Here is a 23,482-nt window from a genome sequence, read left to right as displayed (position 1 = left end):
AGTTTGATCAAGCTCGGTCGGGGTGGAGAGTCGACGCTACTTTGTGAGGCCCTGGTGACGAAACCGTCGGAACGTTCTGAGCTTTACGAAAGAGCATTTCAGCAGCTCATCGCCGATGACAAGAACATCAGCTTCTACGCCGAACGCGGGCGGGAATTCCTTTATCGACCCGGGCAGCTCCTGGTCGGCACCGCCGATCTCGACCGGGTGATCGCAAAACTGCGGCAGAACAATATCGACGCCCGCCCCGGCGAGGGATTCGCGGGAATGGCGCGGCTGATCCTGCCGAACAACGCCGAAGACATTCCGCGCATCGTGCGATTGTTGAGGGATCAACGAAATTGGCCGAACGAGCGGGTGCCGCTCGTTCAGCCGCACCACGTGATCGTCGGCCACGGCGGCAACGTGATGGGCAACCCCGGCGACCGCCCCCGCCCCACCGACCCGCTGTCCGCGCCCAAGGCCGACGACCGGCACTCCGCGATCCGGGTCGGGATCATCGACACCGGCATCGCCCAGAACGCGACGAGCGAGCACGCGGACTGGTTCAAGGGCCGGTACACCCAGGAAGCCGACGACGTCGACAAGGCCTACAGCTCCGGCGACCTCTTCGCGCTGCAGGGCGGGCACGGCACGTTCGTCGCGGGCGTCATCCAGAGCGCCGCACCCGGCGTCACGTTCGACCCGGAGGTCGCGCTCGACCCCAACGGCCTCGGCGACGAGGAGACGCTCTGCCGCAAGATCACGGAGCTGGGCCGCAAGAAGATCAACCTCCTGAACCTCTCGCTCGGCTGCTACACCGAGGACGACGTGGCGTCCGAACCGCTGCGCCTCACGCTGCAGAACCTGCCGAGCGACATCGTCGTGGTCGCGTCCGCCGGCAACCGCGGCGACCAGCGACCGAGCTGGCCCGCCGCGTTCTGCGGCGTGACGGCCGTCTCGGCGCTCGCGCAGAACGCCGACGGTTCGATCATCCCCGCGTGCTACTCGAGCTTCGGCCACTGGGTGAACGCGTGCGCGATCGGCAACCGGTCCTCGACCTACCTCAAGGGCGAGTGGAAGCTGCCGGGTGAGCCGGACTTCACCGGGTTCGCGCTCTGGGCGTACTGGGCCGGCACGTCCTTCTCGGCGCCGTGGCTGACCGGCCGGATCGCCGCAGTCATGGCCGCGGACGGCATCAGCGCCGGTCAGGCGCGCGACAAGCTGCTGGCCGGCGACGAGTTCCACCCCGGCTACGGAGTTTTCGTCAAATAGTTGTATCTGGTGAGCAACCTCGGCCTCCGCCAGTTGTGACCGCAAGGAGTCGACGTGACCGCAGGATCCCCGATCGCCGTGCTCGTGCGCGCGGCGGCCGAGGGCGACCAGTCGGCGTGGAACGAGATCGTGGACCGTTACACGCCGCTGGTGGTGTCGGTGATCTACAAGCACCGGCTGCGCCCCGCGGACGCGGCCGACGTGAACCAGACGCTGTGGCTTCGGCTCGTGGAGCAGATCGGACGGCTGCGCGAGCCGGAGGCACTGCCCGGCTGGATCATGACGACCACCCGCAACGAGTGCCTGCGCGTGCTGCGCGTGCAGCAGCGCACGCACCTCTACGACCCGTTGTCGGAGTCCGACGCGCTGGAGTCGGAGCAGGTGGACGCGGACGTGGAGGCGGACCTGCTGGCCGCGGAACGGCGGCAGGCGTTGCGGGACGGGTTCGCCGAGCTCACGGACCAGTGCAAGCGGTTGCTGACGAAGCTGATGACCGACCCGCCGCCGAGCTACCAGGTCGTGAGCGACGAGCTCGCGATGCCGGTCGGCAGCATCGGCCCGACGCGGATACGTTGCCTGGAGAAGTTGCGCAAGACCCCCGCGATCGCAGCGTTCCTGGGATCGCCCCAGAGGAAGTCGTCAGCGAGAGGAGGTGTGCTGGGTGCGGCACGACTGGGACAGTGACGAAATTCTGCTCGACGCCTTGCGGGACGCCTTGAGCACACCTTCCGAGGAGGTGCCGCCGGAGTTCGTCGAGGCCGCGAAGGCCGCGTTCACCTGGCGGACCGTCGACGAGGAACTGCTGCTGCTCACGTCGTACGACTCCGTGCTGGACGACGCGCTGTTCGAGCGTGCGAGGTCCACGGCGACGGCGCGGCAGCTGGTGTTCGACGCGGACGGCGTGTCGCTGCAGGTCGAGGTGTCGGCGGCGGGGATCACCGGTCAGCTGATGCCGGCGTCCGGATCGGTCACGCTCGTGACGCCTTCGGGGGACCACGAAACCGCGGCGGTCGACGAACTGGGGATGTTCGTGATGGGGAGTGCACCGCACGGACCGGTGAAGTTCCGGTTCGCAAGCGGTTGCACCGATTGGTTCATCCTCTGAACACCATTCGAGTGATAGCGGAATTCATTCGTTCGGCCTACATCTGCCGCCAGTAGGGTTGTCGACGCTCAGAATTCGCATCGCGAGAGGTGTGCTGTGGTCGATCGAGTCAGCTGGGTTCCGGAGGGTGTCAACGTCGACGTGCCGAGTTCCGCCCGGATCTACGACTACCTGCTGGGCGGCGGCCACAACTTCGAAGCGGACCGCGAGACGGCCGAGGCGCTCATCAGGGTGCTGCCCGTGCGGGACATGGCCCGGCGCAACCGGGCGTACCTGCGCCGTGTGGTGCTGGAGCTCGCGGGTCTGGGCATCCGGCAGTTCCTCGACCTCGGCTCGGGCATCCCGACGGTCGGCAACGTGCACGAGGTGGCGCACGAGGTCGCGCCTGAGGCGAAGGTCGTGTACGTCGACTTCGAACCGGTCGCGATCACGCACGCCGAGCTGATGCTGGCCGACGAGCCGAACGTGACGGCCTTGCTCGGCGACCTGCGCGAGCCGGAGAAGATCGTGGCGCAGGCACGGGAACTGCTCGACTTCTCGCAGCCGATCGGGTTGCTGGTCGTGGGCGTCCTGCAGTTCATCCCCGACTCCGACGACCCGTGGGACGTGCTGTCGCGCTACGTGGAGGCGCTCTCGTCCGGTTCGCACCTGGCGCTGTCGCACTTCACCGCGGACAGCATGCCGGCGGCCATGGCCGCCGGTGCGGAGATCTTCGCGAAGACCGCCGAGCCGATCACGCCGCGGACGCGCGCCCAGGTGGCGGACATGTTGTCCGGCCTGGAGATCGTCGAGCCCGGCATCGTGTTCACGCCGCAGTGGCGGCCGGAGACGCCGGAGGACGTCGGCGAGGACCCGTCGAAGGCGAACCTCTACGCCGCGGTGGGCCGCAAGCCCTGATGACCACCTCGCCCCTCGCACAGCGCTGGGCGGCTGTTCTGATCGAGAGCGCGTACTCGCCGATGTCACGGCGGAAGCTGACGCAGCACCTCGACGAGCACGCCGCCCGGCTGCGTGCTGGGCAGGAGGCCTTCGCCGTCGGCAAATGGCTGGTGCGCAAGCGGTTCACCGGTCCGGACTCGTTGCGGCGGACGCTGGAGGTGCTCGGGCCGGAGGTCTCTCCCGAGGTGCTGGGCGAGCTCGCGGCCGGGTACGTGCGCGCCACGCGCGACCAGCTGTTCTCCGAGCAGGAGAAGGTCAAGAACGCGCTGCTGAAGGCCGTCGAGGACGCGCAGCGCGACCTGCACGACAGCGAGACCCGGTTCGCCCAGGTCTTCACGTCGACGGCGGTGGGCATCGCGATCTTCGACCTGCTCGGCACGGTCGTGGAGGCGAACGAGGCGCTGGCGCGGATGCTCGGCCACGAGGAGATGCCCAAGGAGCTCTTCGCCGAGGCCGACGCGCTGGCGCTGGCCGCGGCCTGCGAGCGGATGATCGCGTCCTCTGTGGACAGTGATCGGCGCGAGTGGCAACTGGTGCGCAGCAACGGCGACACGGTGTGGGCGAACGTCGTGCTGTCCGTGCTGCGCGGGTCGGACGGACTGCCGAAGTTCCACGTCGCGCTGATCGAGGACGTGACCGAACAGCGGATGCTGCAGGAGTGGTTGCGGCACCAGTCGTTGACCGATCTGCTCACCGGACTGCCGAACCGCGCCTCGTTCACCGACAAGCTGGAGTCGGCGCTGGCGTCCGGCGAGCCGTGCACGCTGGGCTACCTCGACGTCGACAGCCTCACGATCGTCAACGACGGCCTGGGTTACGTGGCCGGGGACGCGGTGCTGGTGGAGGTCGCGCGACGGCTGCGGGTGGTGCTGCCGGACGCCGTCGTCGCACGGGTCGGCGGCGACGAGTTCGTGGTGCTGATCCACGGGTCACCGGACGTGGCCGCGCTCGCCGCGACGATCGACGACGAACTGTCCGAGCCGGTCTACCTGGAGGGCGCGGGCGTCGCGGTGTCCACGTCGATCGGTTTCGTGCACGCCTCCGGGCCCGGCGTGGATCCGAACGCGGTGCTGCGCCGGGCGCACTCGACGTTGCGACGGGCCGAGGCCGGCGGCAAGAGGCAGTGGGCGATCTACGACCACGAGGCCGATGTCGCCGACCGCGCCCGATTCGCGCGGATCGCGGCCATGCCCGGTGCCTTCGAGAACGGCGAGATCTCGGTCGAGTACGCGCCGGTGTCGTGGGTGTCGGGCTCGCTCGCCTTCGTCGAGGCGTCCCTGAGGTGGGGCACGTCGCGGCACGACGACGTCGTGGCCTACGCCGATGCTTTGGGCCTGGCCGCACGGGTCGGGAAGATGGTGCTGCACGACGCGTGTTCGCGCGGGGAGCCGGTGCTGATCCGGCTGTCGCGCGACCAGTCGCGGGACCAGGACCTGGCCGCGCACGTGCGGGCCACCCTGCGCGACTGCGCCTTCCCGGCCTCGTCGCTGTTCCTGGCACTGGACGTGCGGTCCATGCCGGACGGTGAGGAGAACCTCGAAGTGCTGCACGACATGGGCGTCCACGTGTTGCTGCACGAGTTCGGCGGCGGTTTCACCGGTCTGTCCACTGTGGACCGCAGCCCGGTTTGGGGCCTCCGGCTCGCCGCACCGCCGTCGGAACGACTGGCACGACGGGGTTTGGCGCTCATGGTGCCGTTGCTGCGGTCGGCGGGCGTGCACGTGATCGGCGGCCCTGGCGACCACGACGAACTGCGGGCGCTGGGCGTCGATCTGGTGGTGGGTCTCCCGCGGTAGCCGCGGGAGACCCACCGGGCGCGATCAGGCCGCGTCCACGCTCTCGGCGAGGTCGGCCTTGGCGGTGCCGGCGAAGGCCCGCTCGACCCGTGCCTTCTCCGCCGCGTTCGGGTGGACGTTCTGGCAGTCGACGCCGCCGGTGGAACCGGACATCAGACTGGAGCACGGGCCGGGCTTGATGTCGGGCAGACCCAGGATGTGACCCATCTCGTGGGCGATGATCCGAACCTTGCTGTACCCCTGGTCCACGGCCTCCTTGCCGATCCAGATCTTGCCGTTGCCGAGCGACGTCGGTTGCGCGCGCGGCCAGCCGGGGTCGGACACGATGGTGAAGTTCGCACGGGTGCCCGCGGCGGCTTTCTTGATCTGGACGTTCTTCACGTCACCGTTCCAGACCTTCACGGCCTCCGTGATGTACGACTCGTACTGAGCCGCACCCGTCGAGTCGTAGGTGATGGTGCGAGCTGCTTGTGCGGTGCCCACGACGCCGAGAGACAGGGCGGCGGCGCTGGCCAGCACAGCGACAGTTTTGCGCAGGAACACAGGGATCTCCTCGCAATGCAGGGTGATTGCTCCTCGACTGTATCGCTGAAGCGTTGGCGCACAAGAAAAGTCAAGAGTCAATCAGCACTGGCACGGTCCAGAGACCTTCGCAGGTGCCCGCACAGGCGAAAGCCTCTGCCCGCGGCGTGCGGGCAGAGGCTTCCGGCGAGGGCGGGTCAAGCGAACGAGGGCTGGCGCAACGCGTGCTCCACCAACGCGATCAGGATCTGCTTCGTCGACTGACGGTTCCGCGCGTCGCACGGGATGATCGGCACGGACGACGGGATCGTGAGCGCGTCCCGCACCTCCTCGGCCCGGTGGTGCATGAGGCCGTCGAAGCAGTTCACCGCGATCACGTACGGCAGTTCGCGGTCCTCGAAGAAGTCGATGGGCGCGAAGGCCTCGTCGATCCGGCGCGTGTCGACCAGCACCACGGCGCCGATCGCGCCGCGGACCAGGTCGTCCCACATGAACCAGAACCGGTGCTGTCCAGGTGTGCCGAACAGGTAGAGGATCAGGTCCTTGTCCAGCGACACGCGGCCGAAGTCCATGGCCACCGTCGTGGTGACCTTGTCAGGAACCGCGGACAGGTCGTCGACTCCGACCGATGCCTGGGTCATGACCGCTTCGGTGGTCAGCGGGGTGATCTCGGAAACCGAGCCCACGAACGTCGTCTTGCCGACGCCGAACCCGCCCGCGACGACGATCTTCGCCGACATCGCGGTCAGGTCCACCCCAGGTGACCCCGGACGACCCGGAGCACCGTCTCTCATGGGGAACTTCTCTCTACTCAGGCTCGCATGGAAACGTGCAGCTGGGCACGGATCTCCGGCGTGAGCTGGAGACCGACCCGTTCCACCAGCCGGGTCATCGCGTAACCGATGAGCCCGATGTCGCAGTTGGGCGCGGCGAGCACGGCGAGGCAGGACCCGTCGCTGATGGACATCAGGAAAAGATAGCCGCGTTCCATCTCGACGACGGTTTGTTTCACCTCACCCGCCTCGAAGCAACGCGCCGCGCCGAGGTTCAGCGAAACCAGGCCGGAGGACACAGCGGCGAGCTGTTCGGCACGGTCGTGCGGGAGCCGGTCCGACGAGGCGAGCAGCAGACCGTCGGCCGAGACGACGATCGCGTGCGCGACACCGGCGACCCTGCTGACGAAGTCCTCGACCAGCCAGCTGAAGTTGTCCAGTTCCTCAGTCGCGGTGGTCACTGGTGTTCCCTTTCTGCGATCACGGGGATGCCGCCGACGGCCGAGTCGAAGAGCGACTCACGGCCCAGCTGGACACCCTTCTGGTACGTGGCGAACCGCTGCCGGAGTCGTTCCGCGGAACGGCCTCCCGTCACGACGGCCGCCAGCTGGGGAACGGGTGACGACGGTTTGGGAGACGAACCGGGCACCAGGCGCGCCTTCGGGACGCGCTTGGGCAGGCCGTTCTCCGTCGTCTGCGCGGGCACGCTGTTCTCCAGCGCCCCAGCGGCACGCCAGCCCTCGTCGGCCGATCCCCAGTCGGACTCGGCGAAGTCGGCGACCGCGCGCGGCACCGCCGTTGGTGCCTCGGACTTCGAAGGTTCCGGCGAACGCTGCCGCTTGGGCAGACCGTTCACCGTGGGAGGTTCGGACTCTTCGTGTCCCGGCTCCGCTGCCGGAACGTCCTTTGTGGAGTCTGCGGGCACGTCGACGGCCTTGACGTTGACGACGGTGGCCTCGCCCCGCTGCGGCACCGCGGCGGGCGTCTGGAACCACCGCGACAGGCTGTCGGCGTCGATCTCCTCGACGTCGCGGACGGCCGGGAAGATCTCGGTCGCCGGATCGCCGGAGTCTGCGGGCGCGACCGGCTCGGCCGGCCGTTCCATCGGCGGCTCGTAGGAGTAACCGTCCTCACCGGACGTCTCGGAGGCCTCGACGCGAGCGGTGAACAGGCCGTCGGCCGAGGTCTGCTCGATGCGGTGCCGGCCGGAGGGCTCGTCGGAGACCTCGGACGCCGACGGCAGCACGACCGGGTACTCCGGCGTCCACTTCGGCACACCCGACAGGCCCTCGCCGGTCGTCTCCACCGCACCGGGCGGAATCGTCGAGGTGACCGACGGCAGCAGCGGCAACGCGGGCGGCGCGCCCTTGTGCAGCAACGAGACCGGCAGGATCACCTGGGCGGTGACGCCGCCCTCGATGTCGTCGTTGTTCGCGAGCGTCACGCGGATCTCGTGCCGCTTGGCGAGCTGGCCGACCACGTAGAGGCCCATCTCGCGGGCCACGGAGACGTCGACCTCCGGCGGCTCGGCGAGCTTCGCGTTGGACTCGGCGATGTCGGCGTCCTGCATGCCGACGCCGCGGTCGTGGATGCGGATCGCGACCTCGCCCTTGCGGGTCTCGATCGTGCGCACGGTGACCTTGGTGGTCGGCTTGGAGAACGCCGTCGCGTTGTCGAGCAGCTCGGCGATGAGGTGCGCGAGGTCGTTGACCACGCGGCCCTGCACCATCATGTCCGGCGTCGGCGCGATCTGGACGCGCGCGTACTTCTCGACCTCGGACACCGCGGCGCCGAGCACCTCGGCGATCGCGACCGGGCGGGTGACGCGGCGGTTGACCGTCGTGCCGGAGAGCACCAGCAGGTTCTCGCTGTTGCGGCGCATCTGCGTGGCGAGGTGGTCGAGCTCGAACAGCGACGCCAGGTGATCGGGGTCCTGCTCGTCCTGCTCCAGCCGGTCGATCACGCTGATCTGGCGTTCCACCAACGCCTGCGAGCGCCGCGACAGGTTGATGAACATGTCGTTGACGTTCGCGCGCAGTGCCACCTGCTCGACGGCGAGGCGGACGGCTTCGCGCTGCACCAGGTCGAACGCCCGCGCGACCTGACCGACCTCCTCGGTCGTGTTCAGCGGCACCGGGACGATCGCCTCCTCCGCGGCGCGTTCGGGGTCGCGGTGCGAACGGATGCGGCGAATCGCCTCCGGCAGCTGGTTGCGGGCGACGTCGAGGGCGCTGCGGCGGAGGATGCGCAGCGGCCGCAGCATCGACTGCGCGACCATCGCCATCAGACCGAACGCGACGAGCAGCGCCGCGGCGACCAGTGCCGCGTCCCGCCACGCGTCGGTGCGCGCGATGCTCTGCAGGTGCGAGGTGGTGGCGTCGGCCTGGCTCTCCAGGTCCGCCGCGACCTCCCGCACCAGGTTCGCGGTGTCCTGGCCGATCTTGAGCACCTCGGCGTCCGTGATGGACACCGGCTTGTCCTCGGCGTCCTGCGCCAGCGCGAGCTTCACCAGCCGGTTGCGCCCGTCGACCGAGGAGCCGGACACCTTGTCCTGGAACTTCTGCTGGTTCTGCGCGGACGCCACGTCGTTGAACTCGTTGAACGCCGCGTCGAGCCGGGACTGCGCGGCCCGCAGCTCGTCCGCGCCACCGGGCGCGAAGCCCTTGCGCAGCGCGGTCGCGGTCAGGATCGAGTTCTGCTGGCCGAGCTGTTCCTGCGCCTGGTAGAGCGCCTGGGCCGCGGCGACCAGCGGAACGATCGCCGGTTCGCTCAGGCTGGAGATCGCGGCGCGGTGCACCTGGCCGAGCGAGGCGATGATCTGGTTGTAGGCACCGATCACGGCCATGTCCGGGTACTTCGTGCTCAGCAACGTGACGCGCAGACTCGCCAGGTTGTCCAGCGACTGCAGCGACTTGCCGAACGCCTCCCGCAGCGGCGCGCTCATCGTCGTGGTCGTCGCGCCCGAGTCGCGATACTTGCCCAGTTCCGTGTCGGTGAGGCCGGTGCGGGCGGCGTGCTCGGGGCACGCGTTCTGCCTGCCGGCGGCCACGCACTGCACGGCCCAGTCGCGCTCGACCTGCAGCGCGTTCTCCACCTTCGCAGCCTGGTGACTGACGGCGAGCTCGCGCTGGACGGTGCCGAAGAGCTCGACGTCGTCGAGCTGGGTGTTCAGGCGCAGGCCCGCGAGAGTCGCGGTGCTCAGGGCCGGAACCAACAACACCACCGCGAGCTTGCTCCGCAGCCGCCAGTTGCGTAGGCGGAACCGGTCGATGCCTCGCTGGTCCTCTCGACCGCGCACCGTCAACACTCCCCGCCCCGTTTAATAGCAGCAAACCTGGTGGATCTTGGTGTAAAACGCACGGTTCTCATACCGCCGTTCGGACGACAAAAACAGCTGGTTCGAGAATCAACAACTTCGAGCAGGGCGGCTAAACGGCCCCTTACCGATAATTCATCCGGACGAAACGGCAGCGCGGGCGACCGTGATCACGGCGCGATCACAGCCACCCGCGCTGTTCGTCAACTGCCGGAGGGCTGGATGAGCATCGGCTTGACGTCGAGTTCCTTGTCCAGCAGCCCGTAGCGCTGCATCAGCTGCGTGACCCGCTGCAGCCGGGTCGCGTCGAGCGTGGTCGGGAAGGAACCGAAGTGGACGAGAGCAGCGGTTTCCTTGTCGACCTTGGCGTACTCGACGAGCAGCGGTTCGACCGTGGGACGGTCCGCGGCGTCGGCCTGACCCTTGGCGATCGCGCGCTGGAACGCGGCCACCGTCTTGGGGTTCTCCTTGGCGAACGCGCCGCTGGTCGCGAAGCCCGCGATCGGGATGTTGTCGGTCGGGCCCGAGGCCGCGTCGAGGATCTTGACCTGGCCGGCGGCGCGCTGCGCGCGGGTGATGAACGGCTCGACCATGAACGCCGCGTCGACGGTCTTGTTGGCGACCGCGGCCTGCATGTCGGGGAACGGCATCTCCTTGAACGTGACCGACTTCGGGTCGACGTTCGCGGCCTCCAGGGTCGCCTTCGCGGTCAGCTCCGCGATGTTCTTGAACGTGTTGATCGCGATGGTCTTGCCCGCCAGGTCCTTGGGGCTCTTGATCGCCGAGTCACCGGCGGCCAGGATCAGGAACATGTCGGGTTTGGCCTGGTAGCCATCGGCGATGAGCTTGATGCCGTCGACCTGCTTGGCCGCGTCCTTCGACTGGGCGGCGAAGAACGAGACCCAGTTGCCGAACGTCATGTCCAGCTCTTTGTTGATCAGGCCGGGGATCGCCTGAGCACCACCCTGGATCGTCTTGAGCTCGACCTCGAGACCCTCGGCCTTGAAGTAGCCCTTCTTGATCGCCACGTGGACCGAGGCCACGTCGAGGATCGGCAGGACCCCCAAGGTGATCTTCGCCTTCTCCACCTGGCCGTTCGCGTCGGTGGTGGGCGCCGGCTCTTTGCCGCCGAGCAGTCCACAGCTCGCCACGGTGGCGAGCATCGTGGCAAGGGCGATGCCACGGACGGCCATACGGCGGACTCTTCGAGTCATCGGGAGCACTCTCCTGTCGGAGCGGTGTCGTCGTTGCGGGGTGAGCGCGACGGTCAACCACTCAGAGTAGTGATACTGCTCCAAAAGACCCCAGTTGACCGACACGCGCAGGTTCCAGTCCACTACCTGCGGTGAGCATCTAAGCACAGCAGGTCTAGGGCTAGGAGATCCCCAGTTGAAGCGCGCTGTAGCCGTCATCGGCGCCGGGCCGGCCGGTCTGACCTTGGCAAACTTGATCCAGCAGTCAGGTATCGACTGCGTCGTCCTCGAAAAAGCTAGTCGTGCTCATGTGGAAACCCGGCCACGGGCGGGAGTCCTGGAACATCGCTCTGTAACCATGTTGGAGTCACTCGGCCTGGCGGATCGTTTGCTGATGGAAGCAGACCGTCACGGAACGTGTGAATTCCGCGTGAGCGGACAGGCCTTCCAGGTGGCGTACAGCGACCTGTATGGAGGCCGCCAGCACTACGTGTATCCCCAGCAGGAAGTCGTCAAGGACCTCATCGGGTCATTCCTGGCAGCAGGGGGTGACATCCGGTTCTCCGTGAGCGACGTGGAGTTGCACGACCTGACGTCCTCTCAGCCGTCCGTGACCTGGACCAGCGCAGACGGGGTGCGCACGAAGGTCACGTCCGACTTCGTCGCCGGATGTGACGGGTTCCACGGTGTGAGCCGGCCCTCCATTCCCGCGGGGGTGCTGACAGAATTCACCCATCACCACGGAATTGAGTGGCTGGCAATTCTCGCAGAGGCCCCTCCGTCGACTAAAGCCATCATTTACGCGTTGCACGAGGATGGTTTTGCGGGGCACATGCTCCGGTCTCCGACCGTTTCCCGGTTCTATCTCCAGGTGCCGGTCGGAACTAATGCTTCCGACTGGTCCGACGAACAGGTCTGGGAAGCATTGCACAAGCGGTTCGCACTCCACGGCTCCGCGTGGTCGCTGACCGAGGGCAAGATCATCGAGAAGCGCGTGCTGGACATGCGCAGCCATGTCGTGGAACCGATGTCGTACGGACGGCTCTACCTGCTGGGTGACGCAGCCCACATCATCACGCCGGTCGGCGCCAAGGGCATGAACCTCGCCCTGAACGACGCCGCAACGTTCGGACGTGCACTGACGGAGTTCTACGCGACCGGTTCGGAGACCGGTCTCAAGACCTACTCCGAGGACTGCCTGCGCCGCGTCTGGCGGGCACAGGAGTTCTCCCAGTGGATGGTGAACATGATCCACACCGACGTGGGCTCACCGTTCTTCGGACGCTTGGCGCAGGCGCGCCTGGAGCACCTGGCGGAGTCGGCTGCCTACCGGGCGACCTTCGCGGAGAACTACGTCGGCCCCTGAGGGCAGAATCTCCCCCTCTGGGGTGACTCCCCGGGCTCCCCTAACGGGTGAGACCGTCCCCCTAGGGATCTCGTTTCGTCACGATCTGGGGCCAACTCCCGATGCCGGGGGATGTCGTTCATCCATACGGTTCAACTCGACATCCCCCGATTCAGCTACAGGAGCTTGAGTCCCATGCAGCAGCCGCAGACCGAGACCACCACGGTGCAGACGGGCCCGACCGCGGTCCAGACGGGCAACACCACCGTCGAGACCGGTGGCACCACGGTGCAGACCGAGCAGATCACCCTGCACGACTTCACCCTCGGCCTGCTGACCGACCTCGACGCCCGTGAGGCGTTCCAGCAGGACCCGCTGGGCTGCCTGGAGGCCGCCGGCCTGAGCGACATCACCGCGGGCGACGTGCACGACATCCTGCCCCTCGTGCTCGACGCCGCGTCCGTCGCGAACGTCGACGCGGTCGGCAGCGTCCTCGGCGGCGAGCTGCCCGCCGGCCTGCCGGCCGACCTGCCCGCCGTGGACACCCTGAAGCTGGTGGCGGGCAACGTGGAGAGCGTCGCGGGCGTGAACGGCCTGGCGGGCGTGGCCGCCCCCTCGGCGCTCACCGCGCTGGTCTCCGACTTCTCCGGCCTGGGCGACGTGTCGAACACCCTCGACGCCACCGTGCTGAAGGGCACCCACGTCGTCTCCAACGTCTCGGACATCGCCACCGGCAACGACGTCGTCACCAAGGTGACCGACGTGGCGAACCTGCACGACGTGTCCGGCGTGTCGGACGTGCTGGTCAAGGACATCGACACCGATGTCCTCGCGAAGCACGTCGTGGACACCGACGTCCTGGTCAAGAACACCGACGTGCTGGTCAAGGACGTCGCGGACGTCCACAACGTCGTCGACGTGAGCCACAACGTGGTTCAGGACGTCGCGCAGGTCGGCGAGGTCCACAACGACCTCCACCACGACCTCGGCCAGGTCATCGGCGACGTGAAGGTCGCGGGCAACGACGTGCTCGACCACGGTGTCGCCAACGGCAACCACATCGACATCCACTTCTAAGCCGTTCTTGGCAGTTCACGGGGAACGACCGGCGGGTGCTCGCAGCTCTGCCCCCGAGCGCGAGTACTCGCCGTGCTCAGCTTGCACACCCTCCTTCGCACGGGCGACGGCTTCTCGTCGGCCGACAGGCCCTCCCGCCGGCCCCGTCTCCCGTGCGACACAGATCAGCCCCGGACCACGGCGGTCCGGGGCTGATCTGTGTCCGCGTTTCCGCGCGTCCGTCAGGAAGAAACGCTCTCGCTCAGCGACTCCCGCTCGGCAGCGGCCCACTTCTCGACGTCCAGCGACGGCTTGCCGACGTTCAGCAGCCGCGCCACCTTCGACCGCAGCGCCACGAAACCCTCGTCGGTCCGCGTCGTCACCTGGTCGCGTTCGGCCGGCAGCGGCACCTCCAGATCGGCCACCAGCCGGGCGGGAGAGCCCGACAGCACGAGGATCCGGTCACCCAGGTACACCGACTCGTCGATGTCGTGCGTGACGACCAGAACGGTCGTGTCGTGCTCACGGCGCACGCGGAGCAAGAGGTCCTCCAGCTCGAAACGGGTCTGCGCGTCCACCGAGGCGAACGGCTCGTCCATCAACAACAACGAAGGCCGGTAGGCCAGAGCGCGCGCGATCGCCACGCGTTGCTGCATACCGCCGGAAAGCTGCCACGGGCGCTTGCGGGCCGCACCGGACAGTCCGACCCACTCCAGCGCCTCGGCGGCACGTGCGCGGCGTTCCGCGCGCGGCAGGCTGCGCAGCGGGAACTCCACGTTGCCCTGCACGGTCAGCCACGGGAACAGCGAGCGCGAGTAGTCCTGGAACACCACGGCGAGATGCGAGCCGTTGAGGGACACGTCGCCGCGCGATGGCGCGACGAGCCCGGAGATCGTGCGCAGCAGCGTTGATTTGCCACACCCCGACGGTCCCACCACGCACACCAGTTCCCCGGCGCGCACGGTGAACGTAAGGCCTCCGATGGCCTCGTGGTCGCCGTAGGTGTGGCCTAGATCGGCCACCTCAAGCATGTTGCTCATCCCTACTCCTCGGTTGCCACGCCAGGACCTTGCGTTCCACCGCGAGAAGCGCGGTGTTGAGTCCGTAGCCGAGCACGCCCAACAGGACGATGCCGGCCCACATGCGCGTGTAGTCGAACTCGCGTTGTGCCTGCATGAGTTGCGAACCGATGCCGTTGTCCGTGCCCACGAGCTCGGAGATCACCATCAGCACCAGCGAAAGCGACAACGACACCCGCAGCCCGGCGAAGATCTTGGGCGACGCGGCGGGCAGGACCACGCCGAGCACCCACTGCCAGCGCGGGATCCGGAAGACCGCGGAAGTGTCCACTTTGGTCACGTCGACGGAACGGGCGCCGTCCACGCTGTTGAGCAACACCGGCCACACGACGCCGAAGACGATCGTGGCGAGCTGCATCGACGCGCCCGCCTTGAACAGCAACAGGAACACCGGCACCAGCGCGGGCGGCGGAATCGAGCGCAGGAACACGAGCAGCGGTCCCGCGTACTCCATCGCCCGCTCGGAGCGGCCCAGCAGCAGGCCCAGCGACACGCCGATCACCGAGGCGATGGCCCAGCCGCCGAGCAGCCGCACGATCGACGGCACCACGTGCTCGGTGACGTTCGACGGCTCCAGCACCCACCACTCCCAGGCCGCCTTGAGGATCTTCGACGGCGGCGGGAAGAACGGGTCGTCCGCGAACCAGCCGAGCAACTGCCACACGGCGACAAGCCCGGCGAACACGGTCCACCGCTGCAGGAACCTGGTCACCAGGCCACCCATCGCCGGCGGACGCGTTCGAGACCGTTGTTGAGCAGGACGCCGATCGCGCCCGCGACCACCGTGCCGACCAGCACCTGGTCCATCCGTCCCGGCCCGCTGCGGGCCTCCATGATGAAGTAGCCCAGGCCCACCTGGCTGCCCGCCATGAGCTCCACGCTCACCATCACGACCAGCGCGGTCGTCGCCGCGAGCCGGATTCCGGTGAGGACGAACGGCAACGCGCTCGGCAGCGCCACGCGGAACAGCACGCCCGTGCGGCCGGTGCCGAAAACCCTTGCGGTGTCGACCAGCAACGGGTCCAGCTCGTCCAGGGCGTAGATGGTGTTGAAGAGGATCGGCCACAGTGCCGCGTACACGGCCAGGGTGATCTTGGTTTCCGGGCCGAAGCCGAGCATCACCAGGGCGAGCGGAATCAGTGCCACAGAAGGGATCGGGCGCAGGAACTCGATGACCGCGCGGGTCGCGTGCCGCACCGCCGGGACGCTGCCGAGGACCAGTCCACTCGGCACGGCGATCGCGATCGCGATCACGATGGCGATCAGCAGTGCCAGGACGGTTGCCACGACATGACGGAGGAACTCCGGCGAAGTCAGTTGCGTGACCAGCTCACCGAACACGTCGGACGGTGGTGGAAGCGCGTGTGCAGGGATGAGCGGAGAGCGTCCTAAGAGCTCCCACAGCGCGAGAAACCCGGCGATGCCGAGAAGTCCCCTTGTGAACGCACGCACTCGGTCACCCTAGAGAGTGGATCTCTGGTTCACAATGCGTGTTTGGCCAACTCCGGGTTGTTTCCCACACATCAAGGCGGTTCAGCAGACTTCCACGCGCTCCACTTCGCCGAAGCTCTTCACCCATTCGGAGTCCGTGAGCCGGGCACCGTCTTTTTCACACATCTTCTTGATGATGCGGGCGCTGTCGAGGTCGTACGGCAGCAGCTCGGGGTTCTGGCCCCCGCCGCGCACGAGGAAGTCGCCGTACTGCGGCCGGTACACCGCCGGCGTCGAGTGCCCCTGCCCGGACACGTACACGAGCCGGTCGGCCGGACGCCCGGAGGTGTAGAGCCGCTGGACCTCGAAGACGTTGTCACGCACCACGGCCACGCGGTCGTCGTCGGAGAACGTCACCCGCGCCCCGGTGCGCAGCACGCTGTCGATCGTCGCGCGCAGCACCGGTGCCCTGTCCGGAACGCGCTGCCACACCTCGACGACGGACTCCGGTGAGTGCTCGACGGCGAGCCACCGGCCGTCGCTGCTGTAGGTGAGGCCGCGGACGTAGCCCTGCTGCGTCAACGACGGCACCGCCTTCTCGAAGGTGCCGCCGACGCGCCAGAACTCGATCGTCGAGGTGCCGTTCGCCGCGTCCCAGACCGCGGTGGCGAGCTCGCGGCCGTCCTGGCTCAGCGCGACGGACTCCGCGTCGCGCACGGGCACCGACAAAGGGCGCGGCTTCCTGGGATCGCTGAGGTCGTACAGCTCCAGGTGCTCGGACGCGTCCGGCGTCGGGAGGCCGACCTCGGCCACCTCGCCGATCTTGCCGATGATCCGCGCGCCGTCCACGCTCAGGTCGAGCGTCCGGAACCGGTCCGCGAGCCGCGCGAGATAGGTGATGTCGCCGGCGCTGTTGACGGCCCACAGGTGCTGCTGTCCGGTGCGGTCCTGCGTGACCGCGCGATGCTGGGCGAGCTTGACGACCCGGTGGCCGTCGGGGAACCGCTTGCCTTGCGTCGCGCGGTCCTCGTCGAGGTCCCACATGCGGTCGGTGCCGTCCTCGTCGGTCACCGCGGCCAGCTGGCCGAGCGGCGCGACCTGCACGAGCGCGTCGTCCGCCGGGGTGCCGGTGAACGGGATCCCGCGCGTCATCGCGTTGGCGAGCCGCAGCACCTTCTCGGCCTCGATCGACGGGTTGACCTTGTAGCCGACCAGCGCGTACCTGTCCGCGTACGGCCGCCGCTGCTCCATCAGCGCCTCGGACTCGGAGATCGCCTTGCCGCCGAGCTCCCGGTCGTGCAGCTCGGTGATCCTGCGCTCGGTGGACAGCGAGTAGACGACCGTGCCGGGCACGAGCGCGATCAGCACGGCCGCCACCGCGATCAACGCCGTCGAGCGCCGTGTCTCGCGTTTGGCGCTGAGAGCGACGAACCGGCGTTCCCGCACCGTCAGGAACTCACCGAGCTCCCTGGCCCTGCGCAGCCGGGCGCCGCGGTAGAGCGCCATCGGGTCGCGGTCGCTCGCCTCCCACAGCTCCATCGCGGTGACGAGCTGTTCGTGCGTGCGGAGGTTCTCGCGCTCCTCGTCGATCCACTCGGTGAGCCGCGGCCAGCGCAGCAGCGCGTCGTGGGCGAGCTCGGCCCCGTCCTCGGTCAGCGTGACCAGCCTGGCCTGCGCGAGCAGGTCCAGCAGACGGGACTCGACGTCCAGTCTGCGGCTGCGGCGTTGCACGATCCCGTTGCGCTGCACCGAGACCAGCCGCAGGAGGACCCGCTTCGCCTCCGCCAGGTCGTCGGGGGTCAGGCGGTCGAAGAACGCGGTCGCGGCCCGTCCGACGACGTGCTCGATGCCACCGGTCTCCTCGAACCCGGCCTGCGACAACGTCATGCCGCGCTTGCGCCGCCACGTCTCGGTGAGCACCTGCTGCACCAACGGCAGCGCGTGCTGGTTGGCGGCGTCCGCGACCAGCCGGGCGATCACGGCGGTCTCGATCGTGGCGCCGATCTTGGCGGCGGGCTCGGTGATCGCGCGCCGCAGCTGGTCCGCGCTCATCGGCTCGATGACGATCTCGTTGCCGCGCAGGCCCTTCTCGTGACAGCGGGCGCGGTGGTCGGCGCGGACCGCGACGACTAGGTGCGGGCAACGGCTCAGCGCGGTCACGAAGTCCTGCTGGTCCAGCGCCTTCTCGACGTCGTCGACGAGCAGGGTCAGGCCGGGCCGGTGCTGGCGGATCCGCAACCGGAGGTGGTCGGGGTCGCGCCGCAGCTCCTCGGCGAGCCGCGCGGGCGTCGTGTCGCCGAAGACCTCGGCGAGGGCGCGGGCGAGGTCCTCCAGCGCGTCGTGGGTCGGCGTGACCAGCACGGCGTCACCGAGCGCGGGCTTGAGTCCGGCGGCGAGGAGGGAGGTGCGGCCCGACCCGGAGGCTCCGACGAGAACGGTGAGCTGTTTCGCCCTGGCCGACTCCACGACCTGTTCGACGAGGAACTCACGCCCGAAGAACTTCGGCGCGTCGTCCTCCCCGAACGGTTCCCCTCCCGGATACGGTGCGTTGGTCTGCAGTGGCAGTGCGTGTTCGGCGGCGAGCTCACGCCACCGCCTGGTCCAGGGCGCCGGATCGCCGTCGCAGGCGCGGACGAACGCGAGCGTCAGCGCGAGGGACGGCAGCTTCCGCCCGCCCGCCGCGTCGGACAACGCCGTGGGCGAGTAGTTGGCCCGCCGAGCCAGCTCGCGGTAGCTCGGTTTGCCTGCCTGGTCACGCAGTCTGCGCAGGTCGCCGGCGAACCGCAGCAACGCGGTGTCCTCCGGACCCAGCGGTCGTTCCCCTCGTGGCATGCCGCCTCCTGGCGGGATTGTCCACCAGAGGTTCGCCTGTCGTCTAACGCCCCGCTAACGGCTCACCACCCGGACCACGTTCTCGTGACCGCTCAACACGGCGGGGTGAAGTCCAGGTCACCGAAGTACCGCCGCCACTCCTCGCGGTTCATCGGCCGAACCGCCTGCTCGCAGATCCGCACCGCCGGGTCGCGCGGGTCGACGTCCCACAGCCGCACCGCGCGATCCGCACCGCCGGTCACGACCTCGTCGCCCTTCGGCCTGAGCCCGACCGCGGCGACCGGTCCGGTGTGACCGCGCAGCAAGGCCTGTTCGACCGGCTCGTCGTGGCCCTTGAGCTGCCACAGCCGCACCAGGCCGTCGTCCGTGGCCACGGCGAGCTTCTCGGCGCCGAGCCAGGCCGAGGTGACCGAGCCGCCGCCGGACGGGACCTCGGCGCGCAGGACCGGATGGCGCAGGTCGGTGACGTCCCAGACGTGCACGGCGGTGGTGCCGGTGGTCAGCAGCAGGTCCTCCCCCGCGAACTGGGCGGTGCCCGCGAACTGCTTGGTCAGGGACAGCGGTGCCGGGTTGCGGGGGTCGGTGACGTCGACGAGGTGGACGGCGCGACCGGTGGTGACGGCGGCGAGGACCTGGCCGTCCGGGCGGAAGGACAGGCCCGCCAGCGGACCCAGGCCCAGCTGGACGCTGGTGAGGAGCCTGGGCCGGTCGAGCCGGACGTCGGTCCAGAAGCTCAGCGCACCGTCGTGGTCGGTGGTGACGAGAGTGGTGCCCTGCCAGGCGATCGCGGTGGCGCGGGTGGGCAACGCGGTCAGTTCGCGGGGTCTGCCGAGGGAGATGTCGATGACGTGGACGGCGCCGTCCTCGCCGGTGGAGGCGACGATGCCGCCGGTCGGGTCCATCGCCAGCGCCGTCACCGCACCGGCGTGCCTGGTGGCCTCGTGGGAGGTGCGCGGTGACGGCAGGTCTTCGAGGTCGGTCAGCACCACGCTGCCGTCGCGGTGCCCGGTGACCACCTGCTGCTGGGTCGGTCCGACCACCAGCGCGGTCACCTCCGCCGGGGCTGCGCGCACCACCTGGGACGGGACGTTCTCCTGGCGCAACCCGTTGCGCGCCTGGGTCAACGGCATGAGCCGATACGCGGCCAGCGTCACCTGCTCGGCCAGGCCGGGGTTGGTGGAGCGCAGGGCGGTGGCCTCGCTGACGGCGTTGAGCACCACGGCGGCGGTGCGCTGTTCCGCGGCGGCTTTGCCGGCCTGCAGGGCGAAGACGGTCGAACTGGCGGCGACCACGACGAGGGCGGCGAGTGCGGCGAGCAGCTGGCGCTGGCGGCGCGTGCGTCTTCGCGTGCTCGCGTGGACCTCCTCTTCAGCGGCGCGGCTGGCCGCGAGGAACGCGCGTTCCCCGGAGTTCAGCGCCAGGCCGGGCGGGACGGTGGTCAGCCGGCGGCCGCGCAACAACGCGCCGGGGTCGCGGTCCAGCGACTCCCACGTCTGGGCGGCGTGCGTCAGTTCGCGCTGCGCCTTGATGTTCTCGCGTTCTTCTTCGATCCACGCACCGAACGTGGGCCAGCTGCGGATCAACGCCTCGTGCGCCAGCTCGACGCCGTCGCGGTCGATGACGACGAGCCTTGCCTCGGCCAGCGCCTGCAGCACCTGCCCGTCGGCTTCGAGCTCCTCCTTGCGGGCACGGCGTTTCGTGTCGTTCTCGGTGACGAGCCGCAGCAGGATCCGCTTGGCGTGCGCCCGTTGGTGCGGGGACAGCCCGTCGAGCACGTCCTGCGCGGTGCGGGCGACCGCGTGTTCGAGGCCGCCGACCTCCTCGTAACCCGCGAGCGTCAAGGTCATGCCGCGGCGGTGCCGCCAGGTCTCCGCGAGTGCGTGCGACAGCAACGGCAACACCGCGGCCTGTCCCACGGCGTCGGCCATCAGCCGGGCCAGCAACGCCGTCTCCACCTTGGCGCCCGCGACGGCCGCGGGTTCGGTGACGGCGAGACGCAGCTCGTCCGGCGTCATCGCGCCGACCATGAGCTGACCGCCGTTGAGGGCCGCGACGAGTTCGGGATAGTGCGCGCAATGCTCGTAGTAGTCGGCGCGCACGCCGATGACCACCCTGGTGCAGCCGGTGAGCGCCGAGATCAACCACATGCGCAGCTCTTCGTTGCGGCACAACGTGAACAGCTCCTCGAACTGGTCCACGACCACGAGGTGCCGATGCCTGCGCGGGAGCTCCGCGGGGTCCGCGAGCTCGTCGGCCAGCTCGACCGCGTCCTGGCCGGTCAGCCGGGCGAGCGCGACCGCGCACTCCTCCACGGGGTTCGCGCCCGGCGTGAACAGCAGGACCGGTTCGCGGGTGCGGGCGATGAGACCGGCTCGCAGCAACGACGATTTTCCCACCCCGGACGGCCCGAACACGCCCGTGAACCGGTTCTTCGTGGTGAGCAGCTCCGTCGTCAACCGCTCACGCCCGAAGAACCTCGGCGCGTCGTCCGGCTGGAACATCGCGAGGCCGACGTACGGGCTGTCGGCCGCGTGCGGTTTGCTCTCCGCGACGGCCCGCCACCGCCGCTCCCACTCCTGCGGGTCGGCGTCGCAGGCCATCACGTACGCCTTGGTCACCGCGAGACTGGGCAGCTTCCGCCCACCGGCCGCCTCCGACAGCGCGGCCGCCGAGTAGTGCGCCCGCCGGCTCAGCTCCCGGTAGGTGGGGCTGCCCGCCCGTTCCCGCAGCCGGCGCAGATCCGCGGCGAACTGCAGGAGACCGCTCTCGCCCTCGTCGAGAGGGCGTTCCCGTCTCGGCATCCCGTCATTGTTCAGAGAACCCTGTTCAGCGGCCAACGCCTGACCGTGAACAACCCGTTCGCCCTAACGTTCCCCCGAGCCGCGGCCGCGGGTTTGGTTGTCAACCTGAGCGCTGCGGCCGTGGACAACGGTGGTGTGCCTAGATTCGAGCGATATGACGACTGACTCGGTCGTGCCGGCCCGGATGGTCTGCGAGCTCCGCCGCGGCGTCGTCGTGACGTGGCCGGGCGAGCCGCTGAAGCACCTCCCGGCGGGCACCGAGTTCTTCGTCGAGGCGTGGGCGGGCGACGGCTGGTACCGCGGCAGACTCGGTGACGACCCGCGGCCCGTGGAGGTGCGGGCGCGGGAACTCGGCCTCCCCGCCGGAGGGTGAGTTCAGCACACCGGCGTCCGTCAGGTGACGACGCCGCTCCTCATCGGACAGTTCCGCACCGCCACGGCAGAGCTGGGCGAGCGCGACGGCCAGCACCCGTCATCGGCGTTGTCAGAGACCGACGAGCTTGTACAGACCGCCGACTTCCTGCCGGTTGAGCACGCGCATCGACCCGGGCCGCTGGTTGCCCAGAGACACGTCCCCGACCGCGACCCGCACCAGCGACTGCACCGGGTAGCCGACGTGCTCCAGCAGGCGGCGCACGATGTGCTTGCGCCCCTCGTGCAGGATCACCTCGACCAGCGCCTTGCCGGGCACCGCGCTGATGAGCTTGAACGAGTCGACCTTGATCGGCCCGTCCTCCAGCTCGATCCCCGCCTTGAGCTTCTTGCCGAGCCCCTTCTCGACCGGGCCGGGCACCTCGGCGAGGTAGGTCTTCATGACGTTGTAGCTGGGGTGCATCAGCCGGTGCGCGAGTTCACCGTCGTTGGTGAGCAGCAGCAGACCCTCGGTCTCGGCGTCGAGGCGGCCGACGTGGAAGAGCCGCTCCTTGCGGTTGCGCACCAGGTCGCCGACGCACGGCCGACCCAGGTCGTCCTCCATCGTCGACAACATGCCGTACGGCTTGTTCAGCGCGATCGTGACGACGTCCTCGCGGATCTGCACCCGCACGCCGTCCACGTGCACCACGGCCGTCTGGGGGTCGATCCGCCGTCCCTGCTCGCGCACGACCTTGCCGTCGACCTGGACGCGGCCCTGCTCGATCAGCTCCTCGGAAGCACGGCGCGAGGCGATCCCCGCCTGCGCGAGCACCTTCTGCAGGCGCACGCCCTCGTTCTCAGACATCGTCGATCGCATCCACTTCGGGCAGCAGCGGCGCGATTGGGGGCAGGTCCTTCAGTGACGACAGCCCCAACCGCTCCAGGAACAGTTCGGTCGTGCGGTACAGGATCCCACCCGTGTCGCTGTCCGTGCCCGTCTCCTCGATGAGCCCCCGCGCGACCAGGGTCCGGATCACACCGTCCACGTTGACACCGCGGACCGCCGCGATCCGCGCCCTCGTGACGGGCTGCCGGTAGGCGATCACCGCGAGCGTCTCCAGGGCCGCGCGGGTGAGTTTTGCGCGCTGCCCGTCGAGCAGCAGCTTCTCCACGAACGGGGCGAACCGGTCCCGCGTGTAGAACCGCCAGCCGTCCCCCGCCCTGCGCAGGTCGATGCCGCTGCCGGACTCGGTGTACCGGTTCGACAGTCTACGGAGTGCCTCCTTGATTCGCTTAACCGGCTGCTCAAGGGCACCGCTGAGCTGGTCTTCGGCGATCGGGCTGTCGACGACCAGCAGGACGGACTCCAGCGCGGCCTCGAAGACGGCGTCGTCGGTGAGGTCCGGGAGGCCGCTGTCCTCGATGGCCTCCTCGGGGGCGGCGGCGAGGAGCTGGGCCTCGAGTTCGGCGGCGTCCGCGGTGTCGGTTTCCGGCTCGGGCTCGACCTCAGGTTCGGCGGGTGCAGCGGCCTCGGCTTCGGGCTGGGTTCCGGCGTCCGGCTCGGCAGCGGCCTCGGCTTCGGCCTCGGTCCCGGCGTCCGGCTCGGCAGCGGCCTCGGCTTCGGCCTCGGTCCCGGCGTCCGGCTCGGCAGCGGCCTCGGCTTCGGCCTCGGTCCCGGCGTCCGGC

General features: G+C 69.0%; 21 protein-coding genes. 8 read left to right on the top strand and 13 right to left on the bottom strand.

The features are described 5' to 3' along the window. Positions 1-36 precede the first annotated feature (36 nt). A complete protein-coding gene (locus ACWEIJ_RS38680; RefSeq protein ID WP_449842243.1) occupies positions 37-396 on the bottom strand; it encodes a hypothetical protein in 360 nt (119 codons plus the stop codon). Between ACWEIJ_RS38680 and ACWEIJ_RS38675 the strand changes: the two genes are divergently transcribed. The 5 genes from ACWEIJ_RS38675 to ACWEIJ_RS38655 all read left to right on the top strand — a co-directional run bounded on the left by ACWEIJ_RS38675 (position 382) and on the right by ACWEIJ_RS38655 (position 5,094). After that, positions 382-1,254, top strand: coding sequence for a S8 family peptidase (locus ACWEIJ_RS38675; protein WP_449842242.1), 873 nt, complete (start codon positions 382-384; stop codon positions 1,252-1,254). The two genes, ACWEIJ_RS38680 and ACWEIJ_RS38675, sit on opposite strands and share 15 nt — an antisense overlap. Before the next feature lie 54 nt (positions 1,255-1,308). After that, positions 1,309-1,938 (top strand): RNA polymerase sigma factor, encoded by a 630-nt coding sequence (locus tag ACWEIJ_RS38670; RefSeq protein ID WP_449842241.1) that lies wholly within the window; start codon positions 1,309-1,311, stop codon positions 1,936-1,938. Continuing rightward, positions 1,916-2,359, top strand: coding sequence for a hypothetical protein (locus ACWEIJ_RS38665; RefSeq protein WP_449842240.1), 444 nt, complete (start codon positions 1,916-1,918; stop codon positions 2,357-2,359). The genes ACWEIJ_RS38670 and ACWEIJ_RS38665 overlap by 23 nt, the downstream gene beginning before the upstream one ends. A gap of 96 nt (positions 2,360-2,455) precedes the next feature. Beyond that, positions 2,456-3,256 (top strand): SAM-dependent methyltransferase, encoded by an 801-nt coding sequence (locus ACWEIJ_RS38660; protein WP_449842239.1) that lies wholly within the window; start codon positions 2,456-2,458, stop codon positions 3,254-3,256. After that, positions 3,256-5,094, top strand: coding sequence for a diguanylate cyclase domain-containing protein (locus ACWEIJ_RS38655; protein ID WP_449842238.1), 1,839 nt, complete (start codon positions 3,256-3,258; stop codon positions 5,092-5,094). Before ACWEIJ_RS38660 ends, ACWEIJ_RS38655 begins: the two co-directional genes overlap by 1 nt. A gap of 24 nt (positions 5,095-5,118) precedes the next feature. Here the strand turns inward: ACWEIJ_RS38655 and ACWEIJ_RS38650 are convergent, their stop codons facing one another. The 5 genes from ACWEIJ_RS38650 to ACWEIJ_RS38630 form a co-directional block, all read right to left on the bottom strand. Beyond that, complete coding sequence (locus ACWEIJ_RS38650) at positions 5,119-5,637, bottom strand: snapalysin family zinc-dependent metalloprotease (protein ID WP_449842237.1); 519 nt, start codon at positions 5,635-5,637, stop codon at positions 5,119-5,121. Between the two features lie 176 nt (positions 5,638-5,813). Next, the gene (locus ACWEIJ_RS38645; protein ID WP_449842236.1) at positions 5,814-6,410 is read right to left on the bottom strand and encodes a GTP-binding protein; all 597 of its coding nucleotides are present in this window, start codon (positions 6,408-6,410) and stop codon (positions 5,814-5,816) included. Between the two features lie 17 nt (positions 6,411-6,427). Next, entirely contained in the window at positions 6,428-6,850 is a 423-nt protein-coding gene (locus ACWEIJ_RS38640; RefSeq protein WP_030468876.1) for a roadblock/LC7 domain-containing protein, read from the bottom strand. Continuing rightward, a complete protein-coding gene (locus ACWEIJ_RS38635) occupies positions 6,847-9,687 on the bottom strand; it encodes a nitrate- and nitrite sensing domain-containing protein (protein WP_449842235.1) in 2,841 nt (946 codons plus the stop codon). Before ACWEIJ_RS38635 ends, ACWEIJ_RS38640 begins: the two co-directional genes overlap by 4 nt. Before the next feature lie 221 nt (positions 9,688-9,908). Further along, positions 9,909-10,919 (bottom strand): ABC transporter substrate-binding protein, encoded by a 1,011-nt coding sequence (locus ACWEIJ_RS38630; RefSeq protein WP_449842234.1) that lies wholly within the window; start codon positions 10,917-10,919, stop codon positions 9,909-9,911. A gap of 175 nt (positions 10,920-11,094) precedes the next feature. Here ACWEIJ_RS38630 and ACWEIJ_RS38625 point away from each other — a divergent pair, with 175 nt between their 5' ends. Both ACWEIJ_RS38625 and ACWEIJ_RS38620 read left to right on the top strand, forming a co-directional pair. Continuing rightward, on the top strand, positions 11,095-12,264 hold the full coding sequence (locus tag ACWEIJ_RS38625) for a 4-hydroxybenzoate 3-monooxygenase (RefSeq protein ID WP_449842233.1): 1,170 nt from the start codon (positions 11,095-11,097) through the stop codon (positions 12,262-12,264). A 174-nt stretch (positions 12,265-12,438) separates the two neighbouring features. Further along, complete coding sequence (locus tag ACWEIJ_RS38620) at positions 12,439-13,320, top strand: IniB N-terminal domain-containing protein (protein ID WP_449842232.1); 882 nt, start codon at positions 12,439-12,441, stop codon at positions 13,318-13,320. A 221-nt stretch (positions 13,321-13,541) separates the two neighbouring features. Here ACWEIJ_RS38620 and ACWEIJ_RS38615 read toward each other — a convergent pair whose 3' ends face one another. From ACWEIJ_RS38615 to ACWEIJ_RS38595, 5 genes are all read right to left on the bottom strand, one after another. Beyond that, on the bottom strand, positions 13,542-14,339 hold the full coding sequence (locus tag ACWEIJ_RS38615) for an ABC transporter ATP-binding protein (RefSeq protein WP_449842231.1): 798 nt from the start codon (positions 14,337-14,339) through the stop codon (positions 13,542-13,544). After that, positions 14,323-15,090: an ABC transporter permease gene (locus ACWEIJ_RS38610; protein ID WP_449842230.1), complete on the bottom strand. Its 768-nt coding sequence runs from the start codon at positions 15,088-15,090 to the stop codon at positions 14,323-14,325. Before ACWEIJ_RS38610 ends, ACWEIJ_RS38615 begins: the two co-directional genes overlap by 17 nt. Further along, a complete protein-coding gene (locus tag ACWEIJ_RS38605; RefSeq protein WP_449842229.1) occupies positions 15,087-15,830 on the bottom strand; it encodes an ABC transporter permease in 744 nt (247 codons plus the stop codon). The genes ACWEIJ_RS38610 and ACWEIJ_RS38605 overlap by 4 nt, the downstream gene beginning before the upstream one ends. A gap of 81 nt (positions 15,831-15,911) precedes the next feature. After that, positions 15,912-18,641 carry an nSTAND1 domain-containing NTPase gene (locus ACWEIJ_RS38600; RefSeq protein WP_449842228.1) on the bottom strand — a complete coding sequence of 910 codons (2,730 nt, stop codon included), beginning with the start codon at positions 18,639-18,641 and terminating at the stop codon, positions 15,912-15,914. Between the two features lie 92 nt (positions 18,642-18,733). After that, the gene (locus ACWEIJ_RS38595) at positions 18,734-21,442 is read right to left on the bottom strand and encodes an nSTAND1 domain-containing NTPase (protein ID WP_449842227.1); all 2,709 of its coding nucleotides are present in this window, start codon (positions 21,440-21,442) and stop codon (positions 18,734-18,736) included. Positions 21,443-21,596: 154 nt separating this feature from the next. Between ACWEIJ_RS38595 and ACWEIJ_RS38590 the strand changes: the two genes are divergently transcribed. Beyond that, positions 21,597-21,815, top strand: a complete 219-nt coding sequence (locus ACWEIJ_RS38590; RefSeq protein WP_449842226.1) for a hypothetical protein — start codon at positions 21,597-21,599, stop codon at positions 21,813-21,815. A gap of 111 nt (positions 21,816-21,926) precedes the next feature. Here ACWEIJ_RS38590 and ACWEIJ_RS38585 read toward each other — a convergent pair whose 3' ends face one another. After that, complete coding sequence (locus ACWEIJ_RS38585) at positions 21,927-22,661, bottom strand: pseudouridine synthase (protein WP_449842225.1); 735 nt, start codon at positions 22,659-22,661, stop codon at positions 21,927-21,929. After that, the coding region (gene scpB, locus ACWEIJ_RS38580) for an SMC-Scp complex subunit ScpB (RefSeq protein WP_449842224.1) at positions 22,654-23,482 on the bottom strand (829 nt) is incomplete at its 5' end. The genes ACWEIJ_RS38585 and scpB, both read right to left, overlap by 8 nt.

The sequence above is a fragment of the Lentzea sp. NPDC004789 genome, assembly GCF_053601075.1.
Note: the sequence above shows the minus strand (reverse complement) of the source record. Positions and strands in the feature narration are given on the sequence as shown.